The organism is Arthrobacter sp. Bz4, from assembly GCF_003075455.1.
Lineage (GTDB): Bacteria > Actinomycetota > Actinomycetes > Actinomycetales > Micrococcaceae > Arthrobacter_D.
The window spans coordinates 1-24,384 of the sequence record NZ_QDAE01000019.1 but is presented as its reverse complement, the minus strand read 5'-3'; the positions used below and the strand labels follow the sequence as shown (position 1 = coordinate 24,384).

Below are 24,384 nucleotides of genomic sequence, written 5' to 3'. Positions count from 1 at the left end.
GCATGTCAATGCACAGCCTGACCTCCGGCTCTGCGTGAAGTTCACTAAACTGGAAGCAGTCAACGAAAAATGAAAGGGCAATGGCGGTGTCAGGCAGGATCAGGCTAAGGGCGATGCTCGATCTGTCGCGAACAGCCCTAACCTCTTTGGGGTTTGCCGCCATCATTGTCGCGATCCTCGCAATGCATGTGTGGATGGGCGGTCACGGCCCGTCCACGCACGGAGCTTCAACGTGGAACGACGCGGCTGATGGTGCTGTGTTCTCTGCTAGTCCTATGACATTGGACACCGAATCCGCGACGGCTATGAGCGGGTCGCACCACGTCCAGGCGAATGCTGCCCCCGCCGCTTCTACGGACGGGAACTCCGGCGAATCAGGGCAGGGCTGCGTGGTGTCATGCGGCAACGAGAGCGCAGTCCTGGGAATGTGTCTCCTGGCGATCATCGTCGTCGCCATTCTGGGGTTCCTGGTCCGATCCGGCCGGTTCGTTCCCGGGTCGGTGCTCCTCCGCGGTCCGCCACTGATCCGTTTACGACCCCTATCGATCCCCGTTCCTTCAGTGATCCAACTCTGTATCAGCCGGACATAAAACACCGGCACCTGCCTTTCTGGTGAGCGCAAAGGCTTCCAGCCAAAGGCATGCATGCCCGTCGAGGGCACCACTGCAGACTATTCATCAGATGAATTCACAAAGGATCAGATCACTATGAAGCGTTACCTCCCCATCGCAGGGCTGAGCGTCGCAGCCGTCATCACACTCGCGGGCTGCGTAAGCGACAACGACACGACTACCCCGGTGGCCGAGCCAACGGCTTCCACCCAGGGAACTGCTTCCCCCACCGAATCCAGTGCTGTGGTGTCCGCCGAGCACAATCCCGCGGATGCCATGTTCGCCCAGATGATGATTCCTCACCACCAGCAGGCGGTGGAGATGAGCGAGATGATGCTTGCCAAAGACGACGTCAGCCCTGAGATTACCGATCTCGCCACCAGGATCAAGGCTGCGCAGGGTCCTGAGATCGATATCATGACCGGCTGGCTCGAAGCGTGGGACCGACCGGTCATGCCCGACGGTGGCATGGCTGGGCACGAGATGGGCGGGATGGGTGGGATGGACGGCATGCTGGATGAAGATCAGATGGCTGATCTGGAAGCGGCTGAGGGTGACGACGCGGTCGGGTTGTTCCTGGAATCCATGATTGAACACCACGACGGGGCGGTGGAGATGGCCCAGGAGGAAATCGATAACGGGGAGTATCCTGCGGCAATTGCTCTCGCCGAGACCATCATGGAAACCCAGCTCGCCGAAATCCAGGAAATGGAACAGCTGCTCGCCGAACTCTAACCCGCCACAGGCTCTGGGTAGGGAGGGCACCATTGCCCTCCCTACCCGTACCCATCTTGACTCAAGGACTATTGACGTGAAATTCCTCCACTTTTCTTTACCCCACCCACCACGGGCCGCCCCGACGGCAGTCATGATTGCAGCGATTCTGGCACTTACCGCTTGCTCGCCACAACCCCCGCAGGGAGCCAACAGGGCCGCTACCGCTGCCCCGTCAGCCAGTGCAGAAGGTTACCCAACGGGTCACGTCCACGGCATGAGCGTGGACCCTGGCACGGACCGGGTTTTCCTCGCCACCCACGATGGCCTGTTCGACGTCTCAGAGTCACCGGCCATCAAGATCGGCCCAACCATCGATCTGATGGGTTTCACCTCAGCAGGGGACGGCGAGTTTTATGCATCCGGACATCCTGGTCCGGGATCTGATCTTCCCGACCCGGTGGGGCTAATTCGGTCCACCGACGAGGGGCACACGTGGCAGCCGCTGTCCCGGCAAGGGGAGTCCGATTTCCATGCCCTCGCCTCAACCGACAACGGGATAGTCGGTTTTGACGGCCAGTTGCAAGTGAGTAGCGACGGGACCACCTGGGAATCCGTGGCAGAACAAATTCCGGTGTTCAACCTGGCCGCAACGCCACGGGACAGTATTGTTCTGGCGACCACAGAGGACGGCCTGCAACGCTCCACGGACAACGGCGAAACCTGGAATGCCGTGCCCGGTGCACCCCTGCTGATGTTCACGGCCCTTTCGGAAGGTGCCGCTGCTGGGATTACACCCGAGGGCCAGATCTACACCAGCCGTGACGCTGGCCTGACCTGGGTCGAGCAAGGAACGATCCCCGGTCAGGCAGCCGCGATAGCCACGCACCTGGTCGGGGATCTGACCCTGCGAATATGGGTCGCGACCGAAACCGGTGTCCAGGTCTCCGATGACAACGGGCAGTCCTTCACGGACATCCGAGTCAATCAGGAGTAGCCGCTGGTTCGGAGACTGGACGGCTAAAGCTGCAATACGGCGACTCGGTGAGGAAGCCTGGGGAGCGCCCGGCCAGCCGCTACCCGCGGCGCTCCCTCAGGGTGACGAGCTCAAAGCGAGGCTGGTGACCGGTGCATCCGATCTCACCTGCACCAGATAAGTAGGTCAGGCCTTTGAACGGTCCGGCGACAAGGTGATGGCTCTACATCGATGAATATCGATATCATAGTGAGGAACCGCAATTGCGCTGGTCGGCCTCTTCCGGGCGACGGCCGGGGTGACTGGGGCTCGTTGGTTCGGTATCGAATCGAACCTTTGTGGAAGCCAGGGAGAACCACATGTCTGTGATCCGAATTTACGAAACTACGCTTTGTCGCGACACGGGTGTGTGTGGCCCCGATGTGGACCAGTCCCTGGTGGACGTCACCGCCGACGTGCGTCATCTCCAAAGCCTCGGAGTTGAGTCGCGCACACGACCGGCACTTGGCCTGAGCGCAAAGTCCGGCGGCTGCTGCGGCGGCTCAACGAGTTGCGGCTAGGTCCGGGGATGAAGTTTCTCGAGAACGCACCACGATTCTTGTTCTTTACTGGCAAAGGTGGCGTGGGTAAGACATCCGTAGCCTGCGCCGCGGCTCTTACACTCGCCAATGCCAGTCAGAAAGTTCTGCTGGTGAGCACCGACCCAGCCTCAAACGTTGGCCAAGTGTTCGGTATGGTCATCGGCAATACCGTCACCGCGATTCAGGATGTTCCGGGTCTCTCCGCGCTGGAGATCGACCCGGAGCAGGCCGTCGAGGCGTACCGGGAACGGATCATCGCACCCGTTCGGGGCCTCCTGCCCGAGACTGAGTTGGCCAGCATCGCCGAGAGCCTTTCAGGGTCGTGCACCACGGAAATCGCCTCTTTCGACGAGTTCACCAACCTGCTCGCAGACGAGAGCTCCTATGGGGAGTACGACCACATCATCTTTGATACAGCTCCTACGGGCCATACGATCCGCCTTCTTCAATTGCCGGGTTCATGGACCGATTTCCTCGAGACTGGCAAAGGAGACCCGTCATGCCTGGGCCCTTTGTCAGGGCTCGAGAAACACAAGCAGGTGTATGCCAAAGCAGTGCAGGCACTCACGGACCCCGCCAGGACCCGGCTTGTCCTGGTTAGCCGGGCGCAGACGTCGTCCCTGGCTGAGATCGAGCGTACCTATCTCGAGCTCAACCAGATCGGAATCAGGAGCGGGTACGTGGTCATTAACGGTGTCCTGCCGGAAGCCGCCGGCGACGAGAGATTAGCCGTGGCCCTGCGGTCCAGGGAAGCTGCCGCCATCGCGGCCATTCCTGAAGCGGTCGCCGCGCTGCCCCTCGATGTGCTGGGCCTCAAGCCAGGCAACATGGTCGGCGTGCCGGCGCTTAGGTCTCTGTTCGCAACTGGGTCCAGACCGGCCATCCTTGACGAGACGACACAGACACCGGAGGTCGAGGACGCGCCACTGGCAGCCTTGGTTGACGAGATCGAATCGGACAGCCGTGGCCTTGTGATGTGTATGGGGAAGGGCGGGGTGGGGAAAACCACCGTCGCTGCCGCCATTGCGGTCGCACTCGCCGGCAGGGGGCACGCGGTCCACCTCACCACGACGGATCCTGCAGCGCACCTCACCGAAACACTGCACGGTTCAGTCCCTGGATTGACGGTATCTCGTATCGATCCGGTAGCGGCAATTCAGGAGTACCGGAGCCACGTGATGGAAGCCAAGGGCCGGAACCTGGACGATGATGGTCGTGCCGCCCTAGCTGAGGACCTGATGTCCCCATGCACTGACGAGGTGGCTGTCTTCCGGCAGTTTTCCAAGGCGGTCCAGGAATCCCGGCGGCGCTTCGTGGTGATCGATACCGCGCCGACCGGTCACACGCTGTTACTCCTGGATGCGACCGGTTCATACCACCGGGAAATTGCCCGCCAGGCTGGAGATACCATGGGCTTCGTGACGCCCCTGATGCGGCTGCAGGATCCTGCGCAGACCAAGGTAATTCTTGTCACGCTGGCCGAAACGACACCTGTCCTCGAAGCCGAAGAGTTGAAAAGTGATCTGGAACGGGCAGGAATCCACCCGTGGGCCTGGGTGATCAATAGCTCGATTGCCGCCGCACACCCGCAGACGCCGTTTCTGCGGGCGCGCGCCGCGAGCGAAATCGAACAGATGGCAAAGGTACGCGCCTTGACCGAGCGAGTGGCCCTTATTCCGTTGTTGCCCGAGGAACCCATAGGGGAGGAGAAACTGAGGGCTCTGACGGCTCTCGCTTCGATCTAGGTGCGTCTTGCGTGCCGCGAGGGAGGGCCGAATGGACCGCCCACTTTCTTTTTGAGAATGATTCTCATAAGATGGTGGAATGCACTTGATCATCATTACTTCGCTGGACGCACTTAGTCGCAACAACGCCACATCTCAGTTGGCCGCGCTATCTCCGGAAGTTCCAGTGGTGCTGCACGACCTGCTCGACGATGGAGTGGTGACGCGCCGCATCCATCAGAATGACCAACTGGTGGAACGAGAGTCGTCTGTCCTAGAACACGGTTGTCTGAGCTGCACCGTCCGGTTCGATCTGGTCCCCGTCCTGATACGCCTGGCCGCTGCCGGCACCTCTCTGGCGATCGTCGGGCTGCCGCCGGGCACCACGGCCGAGAACGCGATTGACGGGATTCATGCCATCGCCCGGGGGGATTTTACTGTGGATTCGGTAGCGTTGGCCGCACAGCCTGAGGACGTGGAGAACCAACTGTGGGACCACCACACGTTGTTTGAGTCTGGTTACACGGCTGTTCCCGAGGATGGCAGGACCCCTGGCGAATTCCTGATGGGGGAGTTGCTCTTTGCTGACACGGTGCTCACCACTGTCAGTGATCTGCTGCCATCGGATCAGGAACTGAGTCTCAGGGGTGTTCAGCTCATCGGACAGCTTGCCCCGCATGTGCGGATGCTGCCCGCCCGGGGGGCGATCGCGGCCCACCTTGGCGCGCACGACGACGAAGCAGCCCGCGCCCGAAGTTGTCCCGGAGCGGTCGCGGTGCCGTCGACGTCGTCCGGGCCCTTCCGCACTTTCGAATACCGCACGGACCTTTTACTGCATCCCGATCGCTTTCGATCAGCATTGGGTGCCATCTCCGAGGGTTGCTGCTTTGTTCGGGGCGGTGTCTGGATTGCCGGTCTGCTGGAGACCGAAGTAGCAGTGTTCGGTGTTGGCCCGCGCATAGCCCTCAGCAACGGCGGCCCCTGGGCCAGCGATCCACAGGGGCAGTGGCGCCGCGGCACTCACCTCGCTCTGACCGGCGATGACATCGATGACTTCGAGGTGACCACCCTGCTGGCAGCCTGCGCACTGACGGATGAGGAACTGCGGTCGCCCCTTGTTTATGCACCCAACAAAACCAGCCGATAAAGACAAACAGAAACCCCTGAAGGAGAACCATGAAGGTACGCAATTCCCTCCGCGCAATGAAAAAAGTCCCGGGAGCCCAGATCGTCCGCCGCAGAGGCAAAACTTTTGTCATCAATAAGAAGAATCCGCGTATGAAGGCCCGCCAAGGCTGACGCCATGGTCAAAAATACAAAGGGTTCAACGGGGATCGTGGTGGCGCTGTGCGCGGGTCACCGGTGCGCTGCCCTTGTTAAAGCTAGCGATGACGGCGAGCTGGCCGCGGCAGTCGCCCGGTCGTCGGGCGGGGTGATTATCTCGGCATCCTGCCTGCAACAATGTGCCCACGGAGCCGTCGCCGCTGTTGCCATTCGCGCTCCAACGAGTGAACTGACTGGGCCGTCAATCTGGCTGGGCGGCCTCGAAGCCCCCGGGCGGCTAAAAACCCTCGCCGCCTGGGTTGAGCGCTGGCATCCACAGGATGGTCGACCCAGTGCGATACCCGGCAAGCTTTCCGGGGCGGTGCTCGGAACCGGCGCACCCGTCCGCGTGGCGACTAACCCAGCCTAGAACGTCGTTAAAACGAACGGCGCCGACCCGTGGGGGGCGGCGCCGTTCGGTCTAGCGACCGTTAGTGCTCGTCGTAGTGATCGCCGTGTTCCGCGTGGCGGTGCCCGTCATGAAGGTAATCGGTATGGTCGCCGTGCTCGACGGTTTCATGGGTGCAATCAGACGAGCCGTGTTTGTGATCGTGCTCGTGAATTGTGTGTTCTGAGTGCGTTTCGGTGGTCATCGGTATCTCCTTGGTGCGGGAGTTCCCGCAGTTTCAGATTCAGTGGCTGTGACTGGGTGTCGGGGACGCTTCGACCGTGTGGGCGATCGCGTCCTCGATGACATGGGCAACATGCTCGTCGGTCAATGCGTAGACGGCTTCGCGCCCCGATCTGCTCACGGTCACGAGGTTCATACTTCGCAAGAGCCGCAGATGTTGTGACACGAGTGGCTGGGAGAGGCCAGTGGTCGCTACCAGCGCACTCACTGACCCCTCTCTGTCGGACAGGGCAGTCAGAATTCGCAATCGTGACACAGCCCCCAGCGCTTTGAACAGCTCGGCAACCTGTTCCAGCTGCTCGTCATCCGCCATAATAATATATAAACATGTCTGCATGCGTTTATGCAATAGGTCAGTGCCGATCATCCAGCTGGACTGATATTCGTCGTCGTACGCTTCCGCCTGCGTTCAAGGGTAGGAAAGGCAATACTTGAGGCCGACACCGCTAGGACAGAGGAAAGGATCAAGGCCGAGGCCGGGGCGAACACGGTCCAGGGTGCGCGTTCGACATAGGCCATTCCCTCGGCCAGGATCAGGCCCCAATCGGGGCTCGGCGGGTTCGCGCCGAGCCCGAGGAAACCCAATGCTGCCAGAGCCAGGGCGGTACCCGGCAACCGGAGCATCGCGTGCCGGAACAATGGTCCGGCGATGTGCGGCAGGATATGCCGAACAATAATCCGGCCCCGACCCACGCCAAGGACCGGCAGGACCGCGACGAAGGGCAGGCTTTTCGTCTGGAGGGTCAGCGCCGCAGTGTGCGCAGCTAAAGGCGCCCAGCTCACGAGCGCTACGGCGAGTGCGGCGCCGCCAGCGGACGTGCCTGCAATCGCGGCAACAATGATCCCGGTGATGACGGGAGGGGCTGCGTTGGCCACCTCCAGCGGACCCGTTCCCAGCCGCGGTAACAAACCCACCAGCACTCCAATCAGAAGTGATAGGAGAACGACGGCGAGCGCCGTACCCACCGTGGAGGCGGTGCCGTGTCCCACCCGGGCGAGCAGGTCCCGCCCGCTGGCATCAGCTCCGAAGGGCAGCAGCCAGCTCGGTGGGGCGAGCCGGGAGTGGGCCGAGGTGAAAGGATCGCGCAGCATACCGGCGATCGCGAGGGCCGCCAGAAGCGATACCGCCCCGATTGGCACTGCCAGGTCGCGGCGGCGGAAGGACGGTGGAACAACAGCGACCGGCACCACCCCCAGCCGCCCGGCGGGACCGAGTAGGGCCCGCCGGGTCAGTGCCGCAAGGACGCCCGCCACAACTGCCAACACCAGAAGTGCGAGCACGCCAGCCTGCAGGACGGGGATGTCCTGTGCGGTGGCGGCACCGAGGGTTGCCCTACCGAGGCCAGGGATGGCGAAGACGCGTTCAACAGCTACCGCGCCACCGGTCAGGCCGACGACGACGAGCGCTACCTGACTGGAGACGTTCGGTAGTGCTCGGCGCAGGATTCCGAGCGCGATCTGGCGGCGTGTGAATCCGGCAGACAGCCATGCTGATACCCACTGTTCTTCCCCGGCTGCGCTGACGGCGTCAGCGAGGAGTTTGCCCATCAGTCCTCCCGCGGGCAGGCCCATAGCCAGGGAGGGTAGAACGGCGTAGTGGACCCCGAGCCAGCCGGAGGGTGGGAACCAGCCGAGCCAAACAGCGCCAATAACGAGGAATAGCGAGGCCAGAAGGAATTCTGGCAGGGATGTCGCCGTCGTCGCAAGCAGTCCCGCTCCCCGCCGATGTTTGCCCCTAGCGCTGCGCAGAAGGGAGGGTAGGGCGAACATGCTGGCCACCAGGAGTGCAATTGCTCCGGCTCCAATCATCAGAGTGACGGATACCGCCAGGGCGGCGAGGGTGCCCGGGAGGACCGGCGCATGGGAGATCCAGGATTGACCGAAGTCACCCGAGAGGGCGCCAACGAACCAGGTGAAGAACACCAGAATTGGACCCCGGTCCAGGCCCAGCTCGTCCCGCACCATGCTCAGCGCTTCAGGCGTCACCTCCAGATCCGCGTAGCCGGCCCGCAGCACGGTGTACTCGGGACTCTGGTCGGAGAGCCAGGGCAGCAAACCGATCACCATGACGACGGCGAGCAGGGCTCCACCTCGCGAGAGGCTTACCAGGAGCCCGCTGGTAGGAAACCGCTTCACCGGTCGGCGCGGGTGTCACCGGTGATGAGCAGCCGCTCCCGCGGGTCACGCGCTGCCCCTTCGGTCCCTGCTGCCTCACCCTGGATGACCCTTTCGTGCAGCATCGGAATAGCTGCGTCGCGACTGAGGATCTCGGCTTCAGCCGCCATAATGGCCTCGCGGCGGTCCGGCCCGGCGGGCAGCGCGGCCGCGACCCGCAGGGCCTCGTCAACCGCCGGATCGCAGAACTGGGAGAGGTTGAAGGAACCGTCGCAGCCGAAGTCGCTATACAGATAGGCCACTGGATCGCCGGAGTCCAGCACTGTCGCCCTGGACAGGATGAAGGCATCGAAAGTGCCGTCGAGGGCATCCGCCTCGATGAACTGGTACTCGCGCACATCCTGTTCAACGATGAAGCCAGCGGCTTCGAGCTGCTGTTCAAGTTGTACCGCGACCTCGGGGAGTTCCGCCCGGTCCGTGAAGGTTCCCAGACTGATGCTGACGCCGTCGACCGTTGCCGGTTCAGGACGCTGCTCCAGAATCTCCCGATACTCGTCGGCGCGTGCGTCGGCAGCCCACGGAAGTGCAGGTCCAAGAAGGCCTTCCGCCACGTCGGCCCGGCCCTCGTAGACCCCTGAGACAATCGATGCCCGGTCGATAGCTTCGCGAGCGGCGGCACGGACCTGGGGGTCCGCGAAAGGACCTGATTCTGTGTTGAGGTAGAGAGTATTGGTTCGTGGCATGGGCACCTCGAAGATCAGATCCTCGTCGATCTGTGCCACCTGGCCCACCGGGATGGCCTCGACGACGTCAGCCGTTCCGGTTCGCAGTGCCGCAGCTCGTGCGGTGCCGTCCGGCACGAATTGGACGTCGATTCCTGCAGCAGCGGCGGGATCACCCCAATAGTCGTTGTTCCTGTCCAGAGTCGCGCCTGAGGTCCCGTCCACGGCGGTAAGGATGAAGGGCCCGGTACCAGTGCCGACCGGGTCGACTGCGTCGTCGTCGTCGTAGGCGCTGGCAGCCAGGATCGAGAGCTGGGGGCTGGATAGCCGTTGGGGCACCAATGGATCGGCTACCGCCGTGGTCACAGTCACCGTCAGGTCGTCGCTGGCGACGGCGGTCAGGTCGACGCCGTCGAGGATGCGAGGGGTTGGTGAGGCGGTCGCCGCTGTCGTGAGCGATCGGGCGACGTCGTCGGCTGTCAGCGGGGTTCCATCGTGGAAGGTGACATCCTCGCGGAGAGTGAAGGTCCACTCGGTCGGCGTGGTCTGCTGCCACCCTGTGGCTAGCGAAGGTTGTGCCTCCGCGAGGTGGTTCAGGACCACCAGGGTTTCGGCCGTGGACCAGCGGGAGAGTTTGAAGGCGTCGTCGCTCAAAGGGGTGAGACCCGACCGGGGTGGCTGCAGCATGGCAATCGAGATCCGCGCGTCGCCATCTTCTCCGGAGGCCGGCGGCGAGCCATCGGGCCCGGGGGAGAAGCAGCCTGTGAGCGCAAAGCAACTGATGGTCGAGACGGCGAGAACGGTTAGTGGCGTGGGGCGGTTCATGAGCGATCTTTCTGCTGGGGAAGGGGAAGAACATGGGGGAGGAAGGACGCGCTTACGGTGGCCAGAACGACGAGGAGGACCCAACTGGATAAGCCGCCGGCGACATCACGAAATGCTCCGAACAGCGTGTTGCCGATGAGTACCGCGATGCCGCCGCAACTGGCGAGGAGCCCGTAGTAGGCACTCATCGGCCGCTGTCCGGCGAAGTGGTGCACGAGCTGCATCCCTGCCGGACCGACGAGCATGTGGCCCAGGCAGAGGAGGACAACGAAGGAAACGGGGCCGCTCGCTGCGGGAAGTCCAGGAAGGAGATTCATGCCGGTTGTGCCAAGCAGGCCCATCACCGCGAATGCCGCGGCAATACAGGCAAATCCTGTTCTTAGCGTGGCTGCGGGCCCCAGCCTGGCAGCTACATCCGACAGCGGCAGTTGGAGAGCGATAGTCAGAACAGAAGCCAGGGTGAACAACACAGCCAAAGTGCCGCCGCCTGCTCCACTGTGGGCGAGTTCAAGTGGCAGCGCGAAGTACAACTGGTTGTAGGCCAGGAGGTTCACGCTGAAGAAGCCGGCGAAACAGACGAAGCGGCGATCCCCCAGGCAGGCGAACGCACCGCGTAATGCCGATGCGCGACTGCGGGGTTCGCCGCCGACTATCGAGGCAGGACCGTGTTTCGGCAGGATTAGCCAGAGCGCGATGCCGACGCCGAGAAAGAGCAGTGCAGCCGATCCGGCAACAACCGGGAACCCGTTGGGCAGCAGCCCGATCCCAATGAGAGGCCCGGCGACGGCACCAATTTCCCCAACGAAGACAAGCCACGCGAACAGGTTGCGCCTGCTGCCATTCGTAGACTGGGCGCGATCCAATGTACCGACTAGTCCTTCAACGGCTGGGGAAAAGAATGCGCCGCCGATGCCGGTCAGCACCGCGCTGCCAAGGAAAGTCCAGAAGCTCTCAGACGTTGCGAGCCCCAAATAACCCGCTGCGCGGACAGCACAACCCGTCAGGATACTCCGGCGCGGCCCCCAGCGGTCGGCGATCACCCCGCCGAAGAGGAACATTCCTTGCTGGCTGAACGTACGTGCGCCAAGGACAAGCCCGACGGCGGCAGCACCGAGACCCAGGTCATCCGTCATCACGAGTGTCAGGAACGGTACTACCGCGTAGAAGCCAATATTGAAGACCAATTGGATGGGCAGGACCAATGACACCGAGACAGGATTCCTCGGAAGGGCGGCGTCGATCATTGTGCGGTGACGCTCCGCGCTAGCCGTGCCGCATTGAGTTCTCGTGTCGCCTCATGCCGGGGGCGGTTGAGGAGGTGAACAGTGTGTCCGTATTCGACGATTCGGCCATCGGCGAGGACGGCAGTCTCGGCGCACAAGGCGGCGACCGCGTCGAGGTCGTGAGATACGAACAGCATTCCCAGGCCCTGTTCGTTGACAAGTAGCTGCAGGACTTCCAGCACCTGATTGCGCAGCGGTAAATCCAGTCCGCTCACCGGTTCGTCTGCGAGAAGAATTGATGGCCGTACCACTAGCGCACGCGCGATCGCTACACGTTGATTCTGCCCGCCGGATAACTCGAACGGTCTCTTGCCAACGGTGGACCCGGATAATGCCACCCGCCCGAGCGCTTCACGAATGATGGTGGAGTGCTGTCCGTCGATTCCCAGACAAACGAGAGGTTCACGGAGCAGCTGACCCACTGTCATCCGAGGATCCAGGCTGCTCGCCGGATCCTGAGGCACGTACTGCACCTCGCGCCGGAACCAACGCAATGACCTCAACGAACCCGGTTGGACAGGTCTGCCCTGCAAGGTGACCGAACCTGAGGCTGGTTCCTCGAGAGCAAGGAGCGTTCGGAGCAGCGTTGACTTACCGGAACCCGAGCTGCCGACAAGCCCCAGGCTACTCCCACTGGAGACCTCAAGAGATACTCCATGAAGTATCTTCGTGGGCATGCTCCGGCGGAACGCCTGCCCGGGCCGTGCTAGCGAAAGCCGCAGATCCCTGGCCGAAAGAGTGGCCGTCATGCGGTGGTGTGCTTGTCTGATGTGGCTGGTTGTCGAGCTGCCCGGGTGAGCGCATCCGCGACGGGATGGGCCGCTTCGCTGGCCAGGTGGGAAAAAGAACCCTGGTCGACGATCGACCCGCCGTCAATAATCGCGGCCCGTGAACACAAGGAAACCGCGGCGACGACGTCGTGGGTGATGAAAAGAATTCCCGCGCCAGCTTCAGCTGCCGCGCGCAAAGCGGACAGGACAAGCTGCTGGGAGACAACATCGAGGGCTGTGGTTGGTTCGTCGGCGATCAGGTACGACGCCCGACATGCGAGCGCCTGAATGATGCAGACCCGCTGTCTCTGGCCTCCGGACAGTTCCATGGGGAAGCTGCGCAACACATGTCTGGGATCGGTAAAACCTACCTCTTCGAGCATCGATTCCGCCCGCGCCAATGCGGCCGCGTGAGTGGTGGCTACATTCGACCGAAGAAGCACAGGGACGAGCTGGCGGTCGATCCGTACCAACGGGTGCAGGGATGTGAGCGAGTCCTGTCGTACAGCGGCGATACCAGGACGGGTTCTGTCTTCCAAAGGTGCCGCTTGTCCGTCAACCTCCAGCTCGCCCCGGACCATCGCACCTCCGGGAAGAGACCCACTCAGGGCTGCCGCGGTCAGAGATTTACCGGACCCGGAGGGGCCCACCAGGGCTACCGCTTCACCGCGGGAGATAGTCAGCGACAGGCCCTTGACCAGGTATTGGGAGGCAATACGGATCGATAGATCCTGCAAGACCAAACTCACCACGCACCCCAGCTCACCATTATTGATTATCGTTCTTATTAAGATACCGATAATGCGGATGGTTCTCAACTGGGGCGCCCTGTGTACTGCCGTTTCCTCAGGGTTTGTCGTGGGGGACTATCTGATTGGCTTCTCGTCAGCCTCGGGGGGTCGGTCCGTCCCGGGACTCAACCCGGGGGATAGGGAAGGTCCGGCGTTGGTTTCCGGGACCAGGGCGGCGCGCTGAGGAGGAAGACTGTGGCGGCGATTGTCACACCCGCGGCGAAGATGGTGACCAGATGGGTCGACACCGCGGTGCCGTTGTACATGGTGATGCCTACAGCCAAGAGTGATACGGCCAGGAGAATCAGGGCGATCCAATGCTGGCGGCGCAATCCCATCAGAACCATGAGGGCGGGGACCGCGTACCAGATCATGCTCGCCGTTCCCATGGAATTGATCTGGTCGATCACACTTCCGCTGCCTGGTATCGCGGCCACTACCGAGCGGAAAAACATTGACGCGCAATGCAGGATCAACCCCAGCACACCCACGACCGTCAGGGCCAGATCCAGCGGAGTCAACCGTCGGGTAACCCGCTTTAGGGGGAGGAACGGGACCGCCAGACGGAGAATTAGCAGCAGAGATGCGACGGCAGAGAGGGTCAGGACAAACGAGGTGGACATAGAATCACCTTAAAGGATCACCGGCGGTCGGAATGTGTCGTCGAATACCCTAGAAGAACGTGGGAAAACTTGTCCGGTGACCTATCGGACGAATCCGTCAACGAGTCACTCCAGGAGCACCATGACGTACACACTCAGCACCACCATTGCGCTTCCCTGGGCTGAAGCCCTGGAACTTACCCGGGAAGCACTATCAGCTCAGGGTTTCGGAATACTCACCGAGATTAATGTTCGTTCCACCTTTGAAGCCAAGCTCGGCACCGAAGCCGCGGACGCCGTGGGAGATTACACCATCCTCGGTGCCTGCAACCCGGCCCTGGCCAGCCGGGCCATTGCGGCCGAGCCCGAAATCGGCGCGCTCCTGCCCTGCAACGTCGTGGTCCGTCGAAGCAAAGCCGCAGACATCACCACAATCGAGGCCATCGACCCGGAGACCATGGTTCAGCTCAGTGATGCGCCAGCGGTCAAAGAGGTCGCCGACGACGCCAGCAGCCGCCTGCGTAAGGCCCTGGCCGCCCTCAGTAGTTAACCCGGTCTAGCTACCCGTGGTTGGGTGGCTCGGAACCAGCCAGCCAGAAGGAGAACAATAAGGGTGATATCGATGATGTCACCGCCGTAGTACATCAGCTGCGCTCCTGTCCGGCCATCGGAGATCTCGACACCGGCCGGAGGATGGACGTAGAGCCATTTAGCCAGGATGGAGTGAGCGGCGATGAATACGATGAGGACTACGGAGCGCATCTGGATCGAGGCCCGGTGTGGGTTGGGATCGGGACCTATCAGGCCGCAACAAAAAGGTAGCCTGCCAGAAAGATATGCATATGTACCGCTCCATGAAGCAGCACCGAAGTGTGCATTAGTGAGTACAAGTCGGTGGTGTAGAGAACCCATAGTCCTCCCGCATTGAGCCCGCCTGCGACCGTCGGGTGGGTGATGAACCGGAGAGGCGGAGACCTCAGAAAGCGGGTGAGGACCTGCGCCCGTCTCACCGTCAGAGCGCGCAGTGCCAGAGTAAGGGGCGCCGCGAGTACCAGTAGCAGCGGAGCAGCCATTCCGATGAGTAGGTGACCAGTCATATGAGCAGTGAAAGTGGTGCGCGCAGCAGCGGCAATAGGCCCAACTAGTCCCACCCCGATGCAGAGCAGACCCGCGTACCAAGCCATAACTCGACCTATGGGCCACCGTCCACGGTCCCGCGCCGCCCAGAGGGCAAGGGCGTAACCCGCCGCGGCCGCAACCAGGAGCAGCACAACCAGGGCATCGAAAGCTATCCATCCGAGAGCATAAACGTCGTCGTTTTAACTGCTGGGAGAGTTATGGTCGTGTTGATGCTGCAGATCCACTGGCTGAACCTTCAGTCCGATGTCTGTGGCGGTCGAGTCCGCCACAGAATGAACACCCCGACCAGTAACAGCACGATGGCAGACCCTATCCAGATCACGTCGTAGGGCAGCAAATCCACGTCATAACGAATCTGATGAATGCGCAGGACCTTGTGGTCAATAACGCCGTCAAAAAGTTGGAAAGACCCAACTCCGGTAATGAGCGCCCCAGTCCATCGCTTCCAATTCACCTCGGCGCGGCGACGAATGTCAGCCAAAACGAACAGGCCCCAAATAGTAATAAACCAACCGAACGCGTGAAAGAAACCGTCAGCGGTCAGCGCGACCTCGGTGGTGGACAGGTCATAGAAGTGGTGCCACTGCAAACCCAAATGGAAGATAAACAAGTCAATAATCGATGCCGCGACCCCGCACCCGAAAAGGAAACCGGAGAGAACGACGCGCCGTTCAAGCCCCGAGCCAGGCCCGCGGGAGCCTTTATCCACACCACTGCTTCTGCGCATTCTGCCGGTAGGCATCGAAGCTTCCCTTCACCTTGGGGTGGTAATTGCACATTTCATCATAATAGCTACGGCACGTCGGCGATCGGCAGAATACGCCTCAATTACAGGGGAGCGGGTGGAATAAGAACGAAATTACCCACGTGTACCTTATCGAGGAATTCACGTTGAGCGGCCGCGATCTGGTCAAGTGGGAAGACCTTGGCTAGGAGAGGCCGAATCTCCCCACGCTCGATGTAGGAGATGAGGCTAGGGAATACCGCGTCGTCCCACGCTGTGCACCCGATCAAGGTGAGATCCTTCAGATAAAAGGTCCGCATATCCAGTTCGACAAGAGGTCCGCCGATGGCGCCTGAGGATACGTACGTCCCTCCCCTCTGGAGGAGACTGAGCATCGCGGGAAAACCGGTGCCGGCCACGTTGTCGATCACGACGTCGGCGCTTTCCGATCCCAGCACGCTTAGCGCCTCGTCCCGCCCGAGGACTGTATCCGCTCCCAGGGCCCGGACCCGATCCTGTTTGGCCTCACTGGCGATGCCAATGGTATGAGCGCCACGTCGCTTGGCGAGTTGTATGACGGCCGAGCCAACGCCACCGGAGGCACCCGTCACCACTACCCGCGACCCCGAAGTGACACCTGCACGGCGGACCATGTTCTCCGCTGTTCCGTAGGCGCAAGGAATGGTGGCTAATTCGGCGTCGCTCCAGTCGCAGTCCACAGTGAAAACCTCGTGTTCGGGGACAGCAACGAATTGAGCGAACGCTCCGTCCCGGTCCGACCCTAACCAACTGGTTTCCATCGAGGAGAATCCCTGCGTGCGCATACATGCGCGGATCAGTACCCGAGCCCCAACCGAGGACTCGTCGCCCCCGCGACCGACGGCGACAATACGTCCGCAGCAGTCTGCGCCCTGAATTAGGGGGAACGGGGTGGCCGTGTTCCAACCCCCGTCCGGCCGCGTCACCGTCTGCCCGGAAACGTTCTCTGCTGCGTCATTGGTGCCTGTCGCCACCGATGACGAGTACCAACCGAGTCTGGTGTTGATTTCGGTATTGTTGACGCCGGCTGCCAACACCTGAACTAATACCTCACCTTCGGCTGGCGCCGGGACTGGAACCCGACTCACCTCGAGCCGGTCGTAGCCACCAACCCCGGTAGTGACAATCGCCATCATGGTTTTCCCCTCGAGGACTGGCCTGGTTGGGGGATGAATCGTGGGCATTCACCCATTTTGCTCTATCTACCGAGCAGTCGCCAACGACTCCGCCAATGGCCTGTCGTGCGTCCATCAACCCGACAGATTCCTGTGCGGATCAAGTAGCCAGCGTTCAGCAGAGATGACCTCCTCGGAGTATTGGGTGGGATAGGGCGGTTCGTGCACTTCTTTGAAGTAGGTGGTGATGGCGCGGTCGACGGCTGTCGGTCCGACGATCGCTAGTGCAGAAACGTTGAGCCCCGACGCGAAGGCGTACAGTGCCGGTCTACTGAGGGAGATCATTTTGTTGAGGTGGACGAGCATTGGTAGACACAGAGCTGGCGATACTTTCGCAAGGCTTCTGACGAGCTCCATGGCGTCATTTTTCGAGACAGTTACCCCTTGGTCCCACTGGACTTCGATATAGCCTCCGCTATGGGGAAGGAGCGAGAACCTTTGGTTTGCTTCACTGTCATCCATCGGATAGTTCCTGTCGTTTTACTCCGCTGCCGTCGAGTTCCTTATTCCAGGCGTTTTCATTTGGTCGGGTGGCGGTGAGAAGGAGTCGGCTGGTTGGCCATTGATCCAGGTCCGACATGGCTATAGGTCCTTGTCATGGTGCCTCAAGAAGTCGTTCGGGCTATTGGTGCCGGTATTTGTTGACCATGGGGCAGTCGAAGGGGTCGCGTGCGGCGAGGCCTACCCGGTTGAGGTAGGACACTACTGCGCCGTAGGAGGCTGCGACGCCGACCTCGGTGTAGGGGACTTTGAGGCGTTCGCAATGCTCGCGGACGATCAGTGCTGCTGCTCGGAGGTGTGGGCGGGGCATGTCCGGGAACAGGTGGTGTTCGATCTGGAAGTTCAGGCCGCCGAAGGCGTTGTTGATGAAGTTGCCGCCGCGAATGTTGCGTGAGGTGAGCACCTGTTTCTGGAAGAAGTCCAGTTTGCTGTTCTTGGGGATGATCGGCATGCCCTTGTGGTTGGGGGCGAAGGAGGCTCCCATGTAGATGCCGAACACGGCCATCTGAACGCCGATGAAGGCGAACGCCATGCCGACGGGCAGGAACCAGAACAGGACGCCGAGATAGGCGCCGAACCGGATCGCGAGGAGGGCCAGTTCGATCCAGCGGCCCTGGACAGCCCCGGGCCGGAACAGGGTGCCGATCGACTTGGCGTGCAGGTTCAAACCTTCGAAGGTCAGCAGCGGGAAGAAGAGGTAGCCCTGGCGGCGGGTGATCCAGGCGTGGAGTCCCTTGGCTTTGGCTGCGTCTTCCTCAGTGAAGGAAATGGTATCGATCTCAATGTCCGGGTCTTTGCCCACCACGTTGGGATCGTTGTGATGGCGGGTGTGTTTATTCATCCACCACTGGTAGCTGATGCCGACGACGCCGGCGGCCAGGATCCGTCCGGACCAGTCGTTGGCCCCGCGGGTCTTGAAAATCTGCCGGTGGGAGGCCTCGTGGGCCAGGAACGCGATCTGCGTGAAGACGACGCCGAGCACGGCGGCGATCAATAACTGGAACCAGGTGTCGCCCAGCAGGGCGACACCGGTCCAGGCGGCACCCATGGTCAACGCCAGTGCAGCGAAGACGGAAACGTAAAAGCGGCGGCGACGGTTCAGCAGACCTTCTTTGCGTACCTGCTTCAGCAGCGTCGCATAGGAGGCGACGACGTCGTTCGGCTTAGCAACGCGCACGCTACGGGTAGGGGCCTCAGTGCTCATGATTGATGTTCCTGTCTGGACGAGACCCCACGGTCGGTACTGGAACCGACGGGGTCCTGCCCGCGAGCAGGACCCCGTCGGAGGGTGTTGCTTTTTCTTTAGGTGCGGTTGCCTGTGTTGTGGTCCCGCTTCCGGCGAAGGATCAGCGCTAGTGCAATCATCGCGACGCCCAGGAACAGATGTAGCCAGTTGTCCGCATCATTCAGTGGGACGAAGTTAGCGGTGGAATCCTGATCAATGACCAGTCCGTAAATCCAGAGCACCAGGTAAATAACTCCTCCGATGAGGAGGTAGTTCTTGGCGTTCGAGTAGCTACGGGCAAGGACCAGGCCAGCGACGCCGAAAAGAAGGTGAACGATGTTGTGTAGGATCGACACCTGAAAAATGCCTAGCAACAACGCCTCAGATTCGGGTCCTGCCATGTCCATCTGATCGTGTTGGCTGGTGACCCCCGGAATGAACCCGAGAATGCCGACGAGTAGAAAAACGGCGCCCATGCCCATTGCGGCTTTCTGCATGGTTGTCTTCTCGCGGGTGCTGTCGAGCTGGTGATTGTGAGCGGTCATGATTTTCCTCCTAGAGAGAGATGCGTGCTTCCTAGCTTCGCTACCGGCGGGCCGCGCGACATCCTTTGCTGCCCCGGGCACCGGCCATCTATCGCTGGATCGAATGGCGGCTAAATGGTCTGAGACTGAAGTGTGGGTAGGTGTGGCAGAAACGGCGCTGGGATGCGGAAACATATTCCGTAGCAGGGTCTGGGCCATCGAAACCTGAAATACGGATGGAACCTTGTGTTGGGTAATCTCAAGTGCTGGCGTGGTCCCTGAAATCTACGTTCGGTGAACGTCTCTGGGAACCACCGCCGGTACTCAATGTAAGCATGCTTATGATATGAACACAAGAGGTGTTGCGGACGGCTCGTACTGGGTTCACATGAGGCGTCTCGATTGCTCAATCCGGGATACCTTTGCCCGGCGTTGCTGAGTGCCTCACGCCCGTTCACTGTGCTGCACGAGGCAAGGTCGAAGACCTGGGTCAGCTGGGTTTATTATCAACAGTGCTAGTCAGCCCTGGATAGCAGAAACCGGTGGACTGACACCTTCGCGCGCGTTACTGTTGGGGTGTTGCCCCGGACCCCGGCACGCCTGCATGGACTATGTGGACATCTACTAGTGTTGGGTTAGATCATGGCGATTTCTAAAGGGCTGTCCGCCGGGCAAGAGGTTAGACACCTAGCGCCGGAATTGGGGCTGAGCGCACTCATCCAGGTCAATACCGACCTGAACTTTGCGACCGTGGTCGTCCGCGGATCACTGACGCAGACTAATAGTGATGCCCTGATCCGAATGGTTGTGAGCACGAGCTATCTGGCACCGGATCTCAGCATGAGTATCGATCTCAGCGGGGCGCGGTCTGTCGATCCGGAGGCCGTGAAAAGGCTCGGTAATTATCCTGCGTGGTCGGTCATCGAGCCTCCCCCGCAGCCCGCCAGGGAGGTTGGGCCGGACTCGAGAGCAGCCCATCTGTCTGCAGGTTCAAACTGGCAAGCCACCTACCCGGCATCGCCCGGTCTCAGTGCCGCTTCCGAAACAGCGCCAGACCCGTTGGCAGGAGTGGGTGCCAGCAGTGAGCCTTCGGCCCCGAGCCGGCTTGCACCCGAGGAACAGTTCCCCGAGGACTTAACCGATTTAGACACTCTCCAGGTAGAAGTCCTCAACAGTAGAACGGGTCGTCAACTTGATATGGAATATGTCCGCGATACCGAGCCGGACCCCGAAACAAGTACGCGCCTGGAGGAGCTGACTGAGGAACTTGACCGTAGGGACCAGCAATCCAGCGATCCTAAAGCGTGAGAGAACCACTGACGATTTTGCGTGCCGTGTCTTGCAATCCAAGGTGGTGTGAACGCGAGTATCGGCGGATCATGTTGAAGGCCTCATCCAAGTCCACGTTCTTGGTTTGAGAGATCACCCCCTTCGCCTGTTCAACGAGGACCCGGCCGGTTAGCGCACGTTGTAGTTGATCGTTGATTAGGGTGCCTTCACGGATGGTGCGCTCGTGGAGTAAGCCGATGGTCGCTACGTCTGCCAACGCCTGGCCAATGGCTGAGTCCTCCGCAGTCAGGGCACCGACATCCCGGCCGAACAATCCCATAGCGCCGATGGTTCGGTCACGCACCCGTAGCGGGACCGCGTGTATTGAGTGAAACCCCTGGCTGAGTGCCGCGGCCTGGAATTCGGGCCAGCGTGGGCCCATGGAATCGATGCTGTCGATGGTTATCACCACGCCTGTTTTGAAACATTCGACGCATGGACCGGCACCGGCCTGAAGCTGAAGCATTTCCACGAGCCGGCTTTCCTCATTGGTAGAGGCGACCACTTGCAGCTCTCCGTGTGGATCGGCCAACAATAGGCCAACGGCAGCGGCATCGAGCAGGCTGACTGTCTCCTCAACGAGGGTTTGCAGAAGATCCAGGACGTGATAGTCGGCGACAAGTGTCTCTGCCAGTTTCACAAACGCGGCGCTGACCTGTTCCGAACGCGATGTAGTCACGATGCGCCCACTCTACTCCAGCACATGCTGATCGTTCCTTTCGTCGGGCGGGGAGAAATCCAGTTCACGGGCAACCACAGTTCGAGCGATTTCCGCTAGCGTGCTGCCGTTGGCGAACGCATGAGCGCGTAGAAGCAGCAGTGCATCGGCTGCCGACAGGGCTGCCTGGGCGAGAACCATACCGGTGGCTTGATGGATTTCCCGCCGGGATATTAGGGAACTTCCTGGAACGGATCCGTTATGGTCAACAGCGTTGTCATTCAGTAACTGGCGCAAGACCGTCCACGACGTGTTTTCTGCGAGCGATGACGCAGTCATTAGATCGGAACGACTCAGGGTCCAAGGTGAGGTTCTATACAGCTCCACCACACCAACATTGATTGCCCCGATGGTCAGCGGGAAAACAAACATCGCCGCAACGCCCGTCTCGGCGACAGCCTTCCCAAAGACCGGCCATAAATGCTGATCCCCGAACCGTAGATCAGGTAGAAGCACCGGAAGGCGGGTACGAAGAGCCTCCCACCGAGGACCTTCTCCGAGATCGAATTGCAGTTCGTCTAATCTGGCCGCTACCGCATCGCTGGCATGGAGTAAGGTCTCGTGCATAGATCCACCGAACACGGAGATTGACGCACCCGTGATGGGCAATAACTCAAGATAGGGAGCGCATAGCTGGGCACTATCCGAACCCAGCGCCGGATATAGCTCAGGCATGACTCCTCCGGCGCAGCGCACCGTGGCATGGTGGGTCGCCCATAGATAACAGCCCTATCTCCTCCAGCTTGCTCTCAGATTTCCGTCCTGACTTAACCATAGACCCGATGCTCCCGAAGATACCCGGCCTGATTTCCTGTGCTCTCACCAATGAAATTCTTGGGCGCGATCAAGGCCCTGACCTGTTTGCTTGTCCACCTGCGGCCCAGCCTCAAGCGAATCAGGCTATAGCGTTCTCCTGAGGCTGCTCTCAAGACCCCCTCGGGATACGTGCAAAGCCCCACGCGAGTCGAAGCCGGCCTTCAGAATGGCGCCAGGAGCTGTTCGATGGGGCGAAGCGCGCGGGGAGGGCGCAAGCCCAGAGGGGTGGATAGCGGTCGGGTGACCAAGAGGGGCACAACGTTCGGGTGTTGTAGGACCAGATCCCGGAAGTGCTTCTTCACATCCCGATACGGCGCCATCGGGTCTTTGCCGTGCTGTTATCGAACTCCGTTGTTCTGTGCAACGCCACGTGTTAACGCCAACCCAAAACAGGGCCATTAGTGCCAATTGAAAACAGGGCCACTGGTTGTTCGTTCTATTGTGCCGTACTGGTTGTTGGCTGGTGCTTTGAGAGCCGGTAGCTGTTGCCTTTGAGGCTGATGACGTCGGCGTGGTGAACGATCCGGTCGATCATGGCTGAGGCGATGGTCAGGTCCCCGAAAACATCACCCCAGCGGGCGAAGGGCAGGTTCGAGGTCAGAATCAGGGAGGCGTGTTCGTAGCGGCTGGAGACGAGTTGGAAGAACAAGTTCGCTGCGTCCTGATCGAACGGGATATAACCTACCTCGTCGATGATCAGGAGGCTGTAGCGGCGTAGCCTGGCCATTTCCTGGGGTAGTTTCCCGCGGGAATGAGCTTCCTGGAGCCGGGCGACCCACCCGGTCGCGGAATCGAAAAGAACCCGATGCCCTGCTTTGGCTGCTTTGATCCCGATACCGACCGCGAGGTGGGTTTTCCCGGTCCCCGGCGGGCCGAGCAGGACCACGTTCTTAGCCTCGGAGAGGAACACCCCGGTGCCCAGGTGCGCGATCAGGTTCCGGTCCGCGGAGGGCTGATGATCGAAGTTGAACTCCTCGAGGCTTTTATGCGCGGGGAACCTCGCGGCTTTGATCCGGGTCGCCGCACCCGACGCTTCGCGTTCAGAGACTTCACGGGAGAGGACCGCGGCGAGGTATTCCTCGTGAGACCACCCGGCGTCCCTGGCTTGGTCCCCGAGCCGGCGGAACCCGTCACTGATCCGCGGGGCCCGTAACGCCCGGGCGTAGTACTCGATCTGGGCTGGCGTGCCGGTCATGAGGCCACCTCTGCCAGCGCTGGCTGCTGGTCGTGATCGGTGCCAAAAATCTCGTCATAGACACCGAGATCGCGGACCTGCACGGACTCCACCACCCCGGCTTCCACCATGTCGGGGCGGTGGACTCTGTGGGCTCGTTGGGTATGGAAGTCCCGGCGCATCACCGCGGCCCGGGCCACATGGGCAGGATCGGTGATCACCAGGTGCCGGGCCCACACCCGGGCATGCGAAGCGATGACGACGCCCTCATGGGTGACCGTGACCGTGTCCAGATCGGCGATGACATCAACGATCCGCCCAATGAACGAGGGATCAACGGAGTAATCGTTGGAGAACACCCGTACGTAATAGTCCCGTGGCAGACGGACCGTATTGGCGAACACCGTGCCCGGGGTCACCGGCGGTAACGGGCGCATCTTCTGGCGGTCCAGGATGATCAGCTCATCGGGTCGTCCATGGCGGGAACGTGAATACCGGTGATTAGCCGTCGGTAACCACTCATCGAGCTGGTTGTTGAAATCCGCTGGTGAGGCGAAGTTCCGGCCCGGCATGAAGCGTTGCCGGAAGAACCTGTTCATCCGCTCCACCATGCCCTTGGACTCCGGGTCCCTCGGTGGAAGTAACCGAACTTCCAACCCCAGAGACCCGGCGAACGCAGCCACCGGCTCCGTAGGCCGGCGACGGCCGATACCGGATTCGTTATCCCATAACAGGCGCGCCGGGACCGCCTGCGCGTCCTGGATCAGGGCCCACATTCCGCCAAGTAAGTCAGGGGTCGTCCGGGAGGGCAGCATCCGGGCCTGGATGAATCCCGAGAACGCCGACGTCATCACCAGCACCGGCGGAGTGTCGTGCTGGCCCTCGCCCACGGGCAACGGCTCATGCGGGAACCACAAATCACACTGGACCTGGAACCCCGGCTCATGGACCAGACGATCCGCCGGGTCCGGCGGCGCGTACTCGGGCCGGATTGCGGCGACCTTGGCCCGGAACAGTGACGCCGATCCAGACCAGCCCACCCGCTCCGCCAGTGTCGCCGCTGGCATTGTCGGGGTTTTCACCAACAACTCGCGCACCCTCGGAGCGAAAGCGTCGAAACTCGACGCCCCAGACGCCCGCTGATACTTCGGCACCCGATCCGATGCCAACGCCCGATCCACTGTTCCGCGGGAAACCCCCACGATCCTGCCAATCTCACGCTTCGAGTGCTGACCCGTCGAAAACAGGTGGCGTATCTTCGCCCAATCATCCAAATTGATCACCTTCCATCATGGTCGGTGGCCCTATTTTCAGTTGGCGTTCCTGGCCCTACTTTCGGCCGGCGTTAACA

Annotated in this window: 27 protein-coding genes and 1 pseudogene; 10 read left to right on the top strand and 18 right to left on the bottom strand. The window is 61.2% G+C overall.

Going from position 1 to position 24,384, the window contains the following annotated elements:
• Positions 1–113: 113 nt before the first annotated feature.
• The 8 genes from DDA93_RS16195 to DDA93_RS12965 all read left to right on the top strand — a co-directional run bounded on the left by DDA93_RS16195 (position 114) and on the right by DDA93_RS12965 (position 6,299).
• Entirely contained in the window at positions 114–590 is a 477-nt protein-coding gene (locus DDA93_RS16195; protein WP_165802637.1) for a hypothetical protein, read from the top strand.
• A 117-nt stretch (positions 591–707) separates the two neighbouring features.
• Complete coding sequence (locus tag DDA93_RS12995; RefSeq protein WP_116779006.1) at positions 708–1,346, top strand: DUF305 domain-containing protein; 639 nt, start codon at positions 708–710, stop codon at positions 1,344–1,346.
• A 133-nt stretch (positions 1,347–1,479) separates the two neighbouring features.
• Positions 1,480–2,322, top strand: coding sequence for a F510_1955 family glycosylhydrolase (locus DDA93_RS12990; RefSeq protein ID WP_116778983.1), 843 nt, complete (start codon positions 1,480–1,482; stop codon positions 2,320–2,322).
• 338 nt (positions 2,323–2,660) lie between these two features.
• The gene (locus DDA93_RS12985) at positions 2,661–2,861 is read left to right on the top strand and encodes an arsenic metallochaperone ArsD family protein (protein WP_083850803.1); all 201 of its coding nucleotides are present in this window, start codon (positions 2,661–2,663) and stop codon (positions 2,859–2,861) included.
• Between the two features lie 8 nt (positions 2,862–2,869).
• A complete protein-coding gene (gene arsA, locus DDA93_RS12980; RefSeq protein ID WP_116778982.1) occupies positions 2,870–4,627 on the top strand; it encodes an arsenical pump-driving ATPase in 1,758 nt (585 codons plus the stop codon).
• 79 nt (positions 4,628–4,706) lie between these two features.
• A complete protein-coding gene (locus tag DDA93_RS12975) occupies positions 4,707–5,753 on the top strand; it encodes a GTP-binding protein (RefSeq protein ID WP_116778981.1) in 1,047 nt (348 codons plus the stop codon).
• A gap of 29 nt (positions 5,754–5,782) precedes the next feature.
• Entirely contained in the window at positions 5,783–5,905 is a 123-nt protein-coding gene (gene ykgO, locus DDA93_RS12970; RefSeq protein WP_116778980.1) for a type B 50S ribosomal protein L36, read from the top strand.
• A gap of 4 nt (positions 5,906–5,909) precedes the next feature.
• Entirely contained in the window at positions 5,910–6,299 is a 390-nt protein-coding gene (locus tag DDA93_RS12965; RefSeq protein ID WP_116778979.1) for a hypothetical protein, read from the top strand.
• A gap of 61 nt (positions 6,300–6,360) precedes the next feature.
• Here DDA93_RS12965 and DDA93_RS12960 read toward each other — a convergent pair whose 3' ends face one another.
• The 8 genes from DDA93_RS12960 to DDA93_RS12925 all read right to left on the bottom strand — a co-directional run bounded on the left by DDA93_RS12960 (position 6,361) and on the right by DDA93_RS12925 (position 13,689).
• The gene (locus tag DDA93_RS12960; RefSeq protein ID WP_165802636.1) at positions 6,361–6,522 is read right to left on the bottom strand and encodes a zinc transporter permease; all 162 of its coding nucleotides are present in this window, start codon (positions 6,520–6,522) and stop codon (positions 6,361–6,363) included.
• 39 nt (positions 6,523–6,561) lie between these two features.
• The gene (locus DDA93_RS12955) at positions 6,562–6,873 is read right to left on the bottom strand and encodes a metalloregulator ArsR/SmtB family transcription factor (protein WP_116779005.1); all 312 of its coding nucleotides are present in this window, start codon (positions 6,871–6,873) and stop codon (positions 6,562–6,564) included.
• A 50-nt stretch (positions 6,874–6,923) separates the two neighbouring features.
• A complete protein-coding gene (locus DDA93_RS12950; RefSeq protein WP_116778977.1) occupies positions 6,924–8,696 on the bottom strand; it encodes an ABC transporter permease subunit in 1,773 nt (590 codons plus the stop codon).
• On the bottom strand, positions 8,693–10,222 hold the full coding sequence (locus tag DDA93_RS12945; protein ID WP_116778976.1) for an ABC transporter substrate-binding protein: 1,530 nt from the start codon (positions 10,220–10,222) through the stop codon (positions 8,693–8,695). The genes DDA93_RS12950 and DDA93_RS12945 overlap by 4 nt, the downstream gene beginning before the upstream one ends.
• Positions 10,219–11,430, bottom strand: coding sequence for an MFS transporter (locus DDA93_RS12940; RefSeq protein ID WP_165802635.1), 1,212 nt, complete (start codon positions 11,428–11,430; stop codon positions 10,219–10,221). Before DDA93_RS12940 ends, DDA93_RS12945 begins: the two co-directional genes overlap by 4 nt.
• 32 nt (positions 11,431–11,462) lie before the next feature.
• On the bottom strand, positions 11,463–12,182 hold the full coding sequence (locus tag DDA93_RS12935; protein ID WP_165802634.1) for a dipeptide/oligopeptide/nickel ABC transporter ATP-binding protein: 720 nt from the start codon (positions 12,180–12,182) through the stop codon (positions 11,463–11,465).
• Positions 12,183–12,250: 68 nt separating this feature from the next.
• The gene (locus DDA93_RS12930) at positions 12,251–13,012 is read right to left on the bottom strand and encodes an ATP-binding cassette domain-containing protein (RefSeq protein WP_207771345.1); all 762 of its coding nucleotides are present in this window, start codon (positions 13,010–13,012) and stop codon (positions 12,251–12,253) included.
• Between the two features lie 179 nt (positions 13,013–13,191).
• Complete coding sequence (locus DDA93_RS12925; protein WP_019481456.1) at positions 13,192–13,689, bottom strand: hypothetical protein; 498 nt, start codon at positions 13,687–13,689, stop codon at positions 13,192–13,194.
• A 121-nt stretch (positions 13,690–13,810) separates the two neighbouring features.
• Between DDA93_RS12925 and DDA93_RS12920 the strand changes: the two genes are divergently transcribed.
• Positions 13,811–14,218 (top strand): DUF302 domain-containing protein, encoded by a 408-nt coding sequence (locus tag DDA93_RS12920; RefSeq protein WP_019481457.1) that lies wholly within the window; start codon positions 13,811–13,813, stop codon positions 14,216–14,218.
• Here DDA93_RS12920 and DDA93_RS12915 read toward each other — a convergent pair.
• From DDA93_RS12915 to DDA93_RS12890, 6 genes and pseudogenes are all read right to left on the bottom strand, one after another.
• Positions 14,215–14,939 (bottom strand): annotated as a pseudogene (locus tag DDA93_RS12915) (cytochrome c oxidase assembly protein). The gene DDA93_RS12920 and the pseudogene DDA93_RS12915 overlap by 4 nt on opposite strands.
• A 104-nt stretch (positions 14,940–15,043) precedes the next feature.
• The gene (locus DDA93_RS12910; protein ID WP_116779004.1) at positions 15,044–15,535 is read right to left on the bottom strand and encodes a DUF2243 domain-containing protein; all 492 of its coding nucleotides are present in this window, start codon (positions 15,533–15,535) and stop codon (positions 15,044–15,046) included.
• A 101-nt stretch (positions 15,536–15,636) separates the two neighbouring features.
• Positions 15,637–16,755: an alcohol dehydrogenase family protein gene (locus tag DDA93_RS12905; RefSeq protein WP_243400625.1), complete on the bottom strand. Its 1,119-nt coding sequence runs from the start codon at positions 16,753–16,755 to the stop codon at positions 15,637–15,639.
• Between the two features lie 66 nt (positions 16,756–16,821).
• Entirely contained in the window at positions 16,822–17,052 is a 231-nt protein-coding gene (locus DDA93_RS12900) for an STAS/SEC14 domain-containing protein (protein ID WP_116778971.1), read from the bottom strand.
• Between the two features lie 316 nt (positions 17,053–17,368).
• Positions 17,369–18,451 carry an acyl-CoA desaturase gene (locus tag DDA93_RS12895; protein ID WP_116778970.1) on the bottom strand — a complete coding sequence of 361 codons (1,083 nt, stop codon included), beginning with the start codon at positions 18,449–18,451 and terminating at the stop codon, positions 17,369–17,371.
• A gap of 98 nt (positions 18,452–18,549) precedes the next feature.
• Positions 18,550–19,017, bottom strand: coding sequence for a DUF4383 domain-containing protein (locus DDA93_RS12890; RefSeq protein ID WP_207771344.1), 468 nt, complete (start codon positions 19,015–19,017; stop codon positions 18,550–18,552).
• 621 nt (positions 19,018–19,638) lie between these two features.
• On the opposite strand from DDA93_RS12890, the gene DDA93_RS16865 reads away from it, so the two are divergent.
• Positions 19,639–20,304 carry a hypothetical protein gene (locus DDA93_RS16865; RefSeq protein ID WP_243400624.1) on the top strand — a complete coding sequence of 222 codons (666 nt, stop codon included), beginning with the start codon at positions 19,639–19,641 and terminating at the stop codon, positions 20,302–20,304.
• Here DDA93_RS16865 and DDA93_RS12880 read toward each other — a convergent pair.
• The 4 genes from DDA93_RS12880 to istA form a co-directional block, all read right to left on the bottom strand.
• Positions 20,294–21,007 (bottom strand): GAF and ANTAR domain-containing protein, encoded by a 714-nt coding sequence (locus tag DDA93_RS12880; RefSeq protein WP_165802638.1) that lies wholly within the window; start codon positions 21,005–21,007, stop codon positions 20,294–20,296. The two genes, DDA93_RS16865 and DDA93_RS12880, sit on opposite strands and share 11 nt — an antisense overlap.
• A 9-nt stretch (positions 21,008–21,016) precedes the next feature.
• Entirely contained in the window at positions 21,017–21,718 is a 702-nt protein-coding gene (locus tag DDA93_RS12875) for a GAF domain-containing protein (RefSeq protein WP_116778968.1), read from the bottom strand.
• Positions 21,719–22,295: 577 nt separating this feature from the next.
• Positions 22,296–23,054 carry an IS21-like element helper ATPase IstB gene (gene istB, locus DDA93_RS12865; RefSeq protein ID WP_116778967.1) on the bottom strand — a complete coding sequence of 253 codons (759 nt, stop codon included), beginning with the start codon at positions 23,052–23,054 and terminating at the stop codon, positions 22,296–22,298.
• On the bottom strand, positions 23,051–24,316 hold the full coding sequence (gene istA / locus DDA93_RS12860) for an IS21 family transposase (protein ID WP_116778966.1): 1,266 nt from the start codon (positions 24,314–24,316) through the stop codon (positions 23,051–23,053). Before istA ends, istB begins: the two co-directional genes overlap by 4 nt.
• Positions 24,317–24,384 lie beyond the last annotated feature (68 nt).

Bases quoted from the DNA above. Each gene is read 5' to 3' on its own strand.
- DDA93_RS12920 (WP_019481457.1), top strand. From the start codon at position 13,811: ATGACGTACACACTCAGCACCACCATTGCGCTTCCCTGGGCTGAAGCC.
- DDA93_RS12955 (WP_116779005.1), bottom strand. From the start codon at position 6,873: ATGGCGGATGACGAGCAGCTGGAACAGGTTGCCGAGCTGTTCAAAGCG.
- DDA93_RS12995 (WP_116779006.1), top strand. From the start codon at position 708: ATGAAGCGTTACCTCCCCATCGCAGGGCTGAGCGTCGCAGCCGTCATC.
- DDA93_RS12895 (WP_116778970.1), bottom strand. From the start codon at position 18,451: ATGAGCACTGAGGCCCCTACCCGTAGCGTGCGCGTTGCTAAGCCGAAC.
- DDA93_RS12925 (WP_019481456.1), bottom strand. From the start codon at position 13,689: ATGTCCACCTCGTTTGTCCTGACCCTCTCTGCCGTCGCATCTCTGCTG.
- DDA93_RS12905 (WP_243400625.1), bottom strand. From the start codon at position 16,755: ATGCCCACGATTCATCCCCCAACCAGGCCAGTCCTCGAGGGGAAAACC.
- arsA (WP_116778982.1), top strand. From the start codon at position 2,870: ATGAAGTTTCTCGAGAACGCACCACGATTCTTGTTCTTTACTGGCAAA.
- DDA93_RS12990 (WP_116778983.1), top strand. From the start codon at position 1,480: ATGATTGCAGCGATTCTGGCACTTACCGCTTGCTCGCCACAACCCCCG.
- istB (WP_116778967.1), bottom strand. From the start codon at position 23,054: ATGACCGGCACGCCAGCCCAGATCGAGTACTACGCCCGGGCGTTACGG.
- DDA93_RS12935 (WP_165802634.1), bottom strand. From the start codon at position 12,182: ATGCCCACGAAGATACTTCATGGAGTATCTCTTGAGGTCTCCAGTGGG.
- DDA93_RS12875 (WP_116778968.1), bottom strand. From the start codon at position 21,718: ATGCCTGAGCTATATCCGGCGCTGGGTTCGGATAGTGCCCAGCTATGC.
- DDA93_RS12900 (WP_116778971.1), bottom strand. From the start codon at position 17,052: ATGCTCGTCCACCTCAACAAAATGATCTCCCTCAGTAGACCGGCACTG.
- DDA93_RS16865 (WP_243400624.1), top strand. From the start codon at position 19,639: ATGGCGATTTCTAAAGGGCTGTCCGCCGGGCAAGAGGTTAGACACCTA.
- DDA93_RS12965 (WP_116778979.1), top strand. From the start codon at position 5,910: ATGGTCAAAAATACAAAGGGTTCAACGGGGATCGTGGTGGCGCTGTGC.
- DDA93_RS12910 (WP_116779004.1), bottom strand. From the start codon at position 15,535: ATGCGCAGAAGCAGTGGTGTGGATAAAGGCTCCCGCGGGCCTGGCTCG.
- DDA93_RS12975 (WP_116778981.1), top strand. From the start codon at position 4,707: ATGCACTTGATCATCATTACTTCGCTGGACGCACTTAGTCGCAACAAC.
- DDA93_RS12945 (WP_116778976.1), bottom strand. From the start codon at position 10,222: ATGAACCGCCCCACGCCACTAACCGTTCTCGCCGTCTCGACCATCAGT.
- DDA93_RS12985 (WP_083850803.1), top strand. From the start codon at position 2,661: ATGTCTGTGATCCGAATTTACGAAACTACGCTTTGTCGCGACACGGGT.
- ykgO (WP_116778980.1), top strand. From the start codon at position 5,783: ATGAAGGTACGCAATTCCCTCCGCGCAATGAAAAAAGTCCCGGGAGCC.
- DDA93_RS12890 (WP_207771344.1), bottom strand. From the start codon at position 19,017: ATGACCGCTCACAATCACCAGCTCGACAGCACCCGCGAGAAGACAACC.
- DDA93_RS16195 (WP_165802637.1), top strand. From the start codon at position 114: ATGCTCGATCTGTCGCGAACAGCCCTAACCTCTTTGGGGTTTGCCGCC.
- DDA93_RS12960 (WP_165802636.1), bottom strand. From the start codon at position 6,522: ATGACCACCGAAACGCACTCAGAACACACAATTCACGAGCACGATCAC.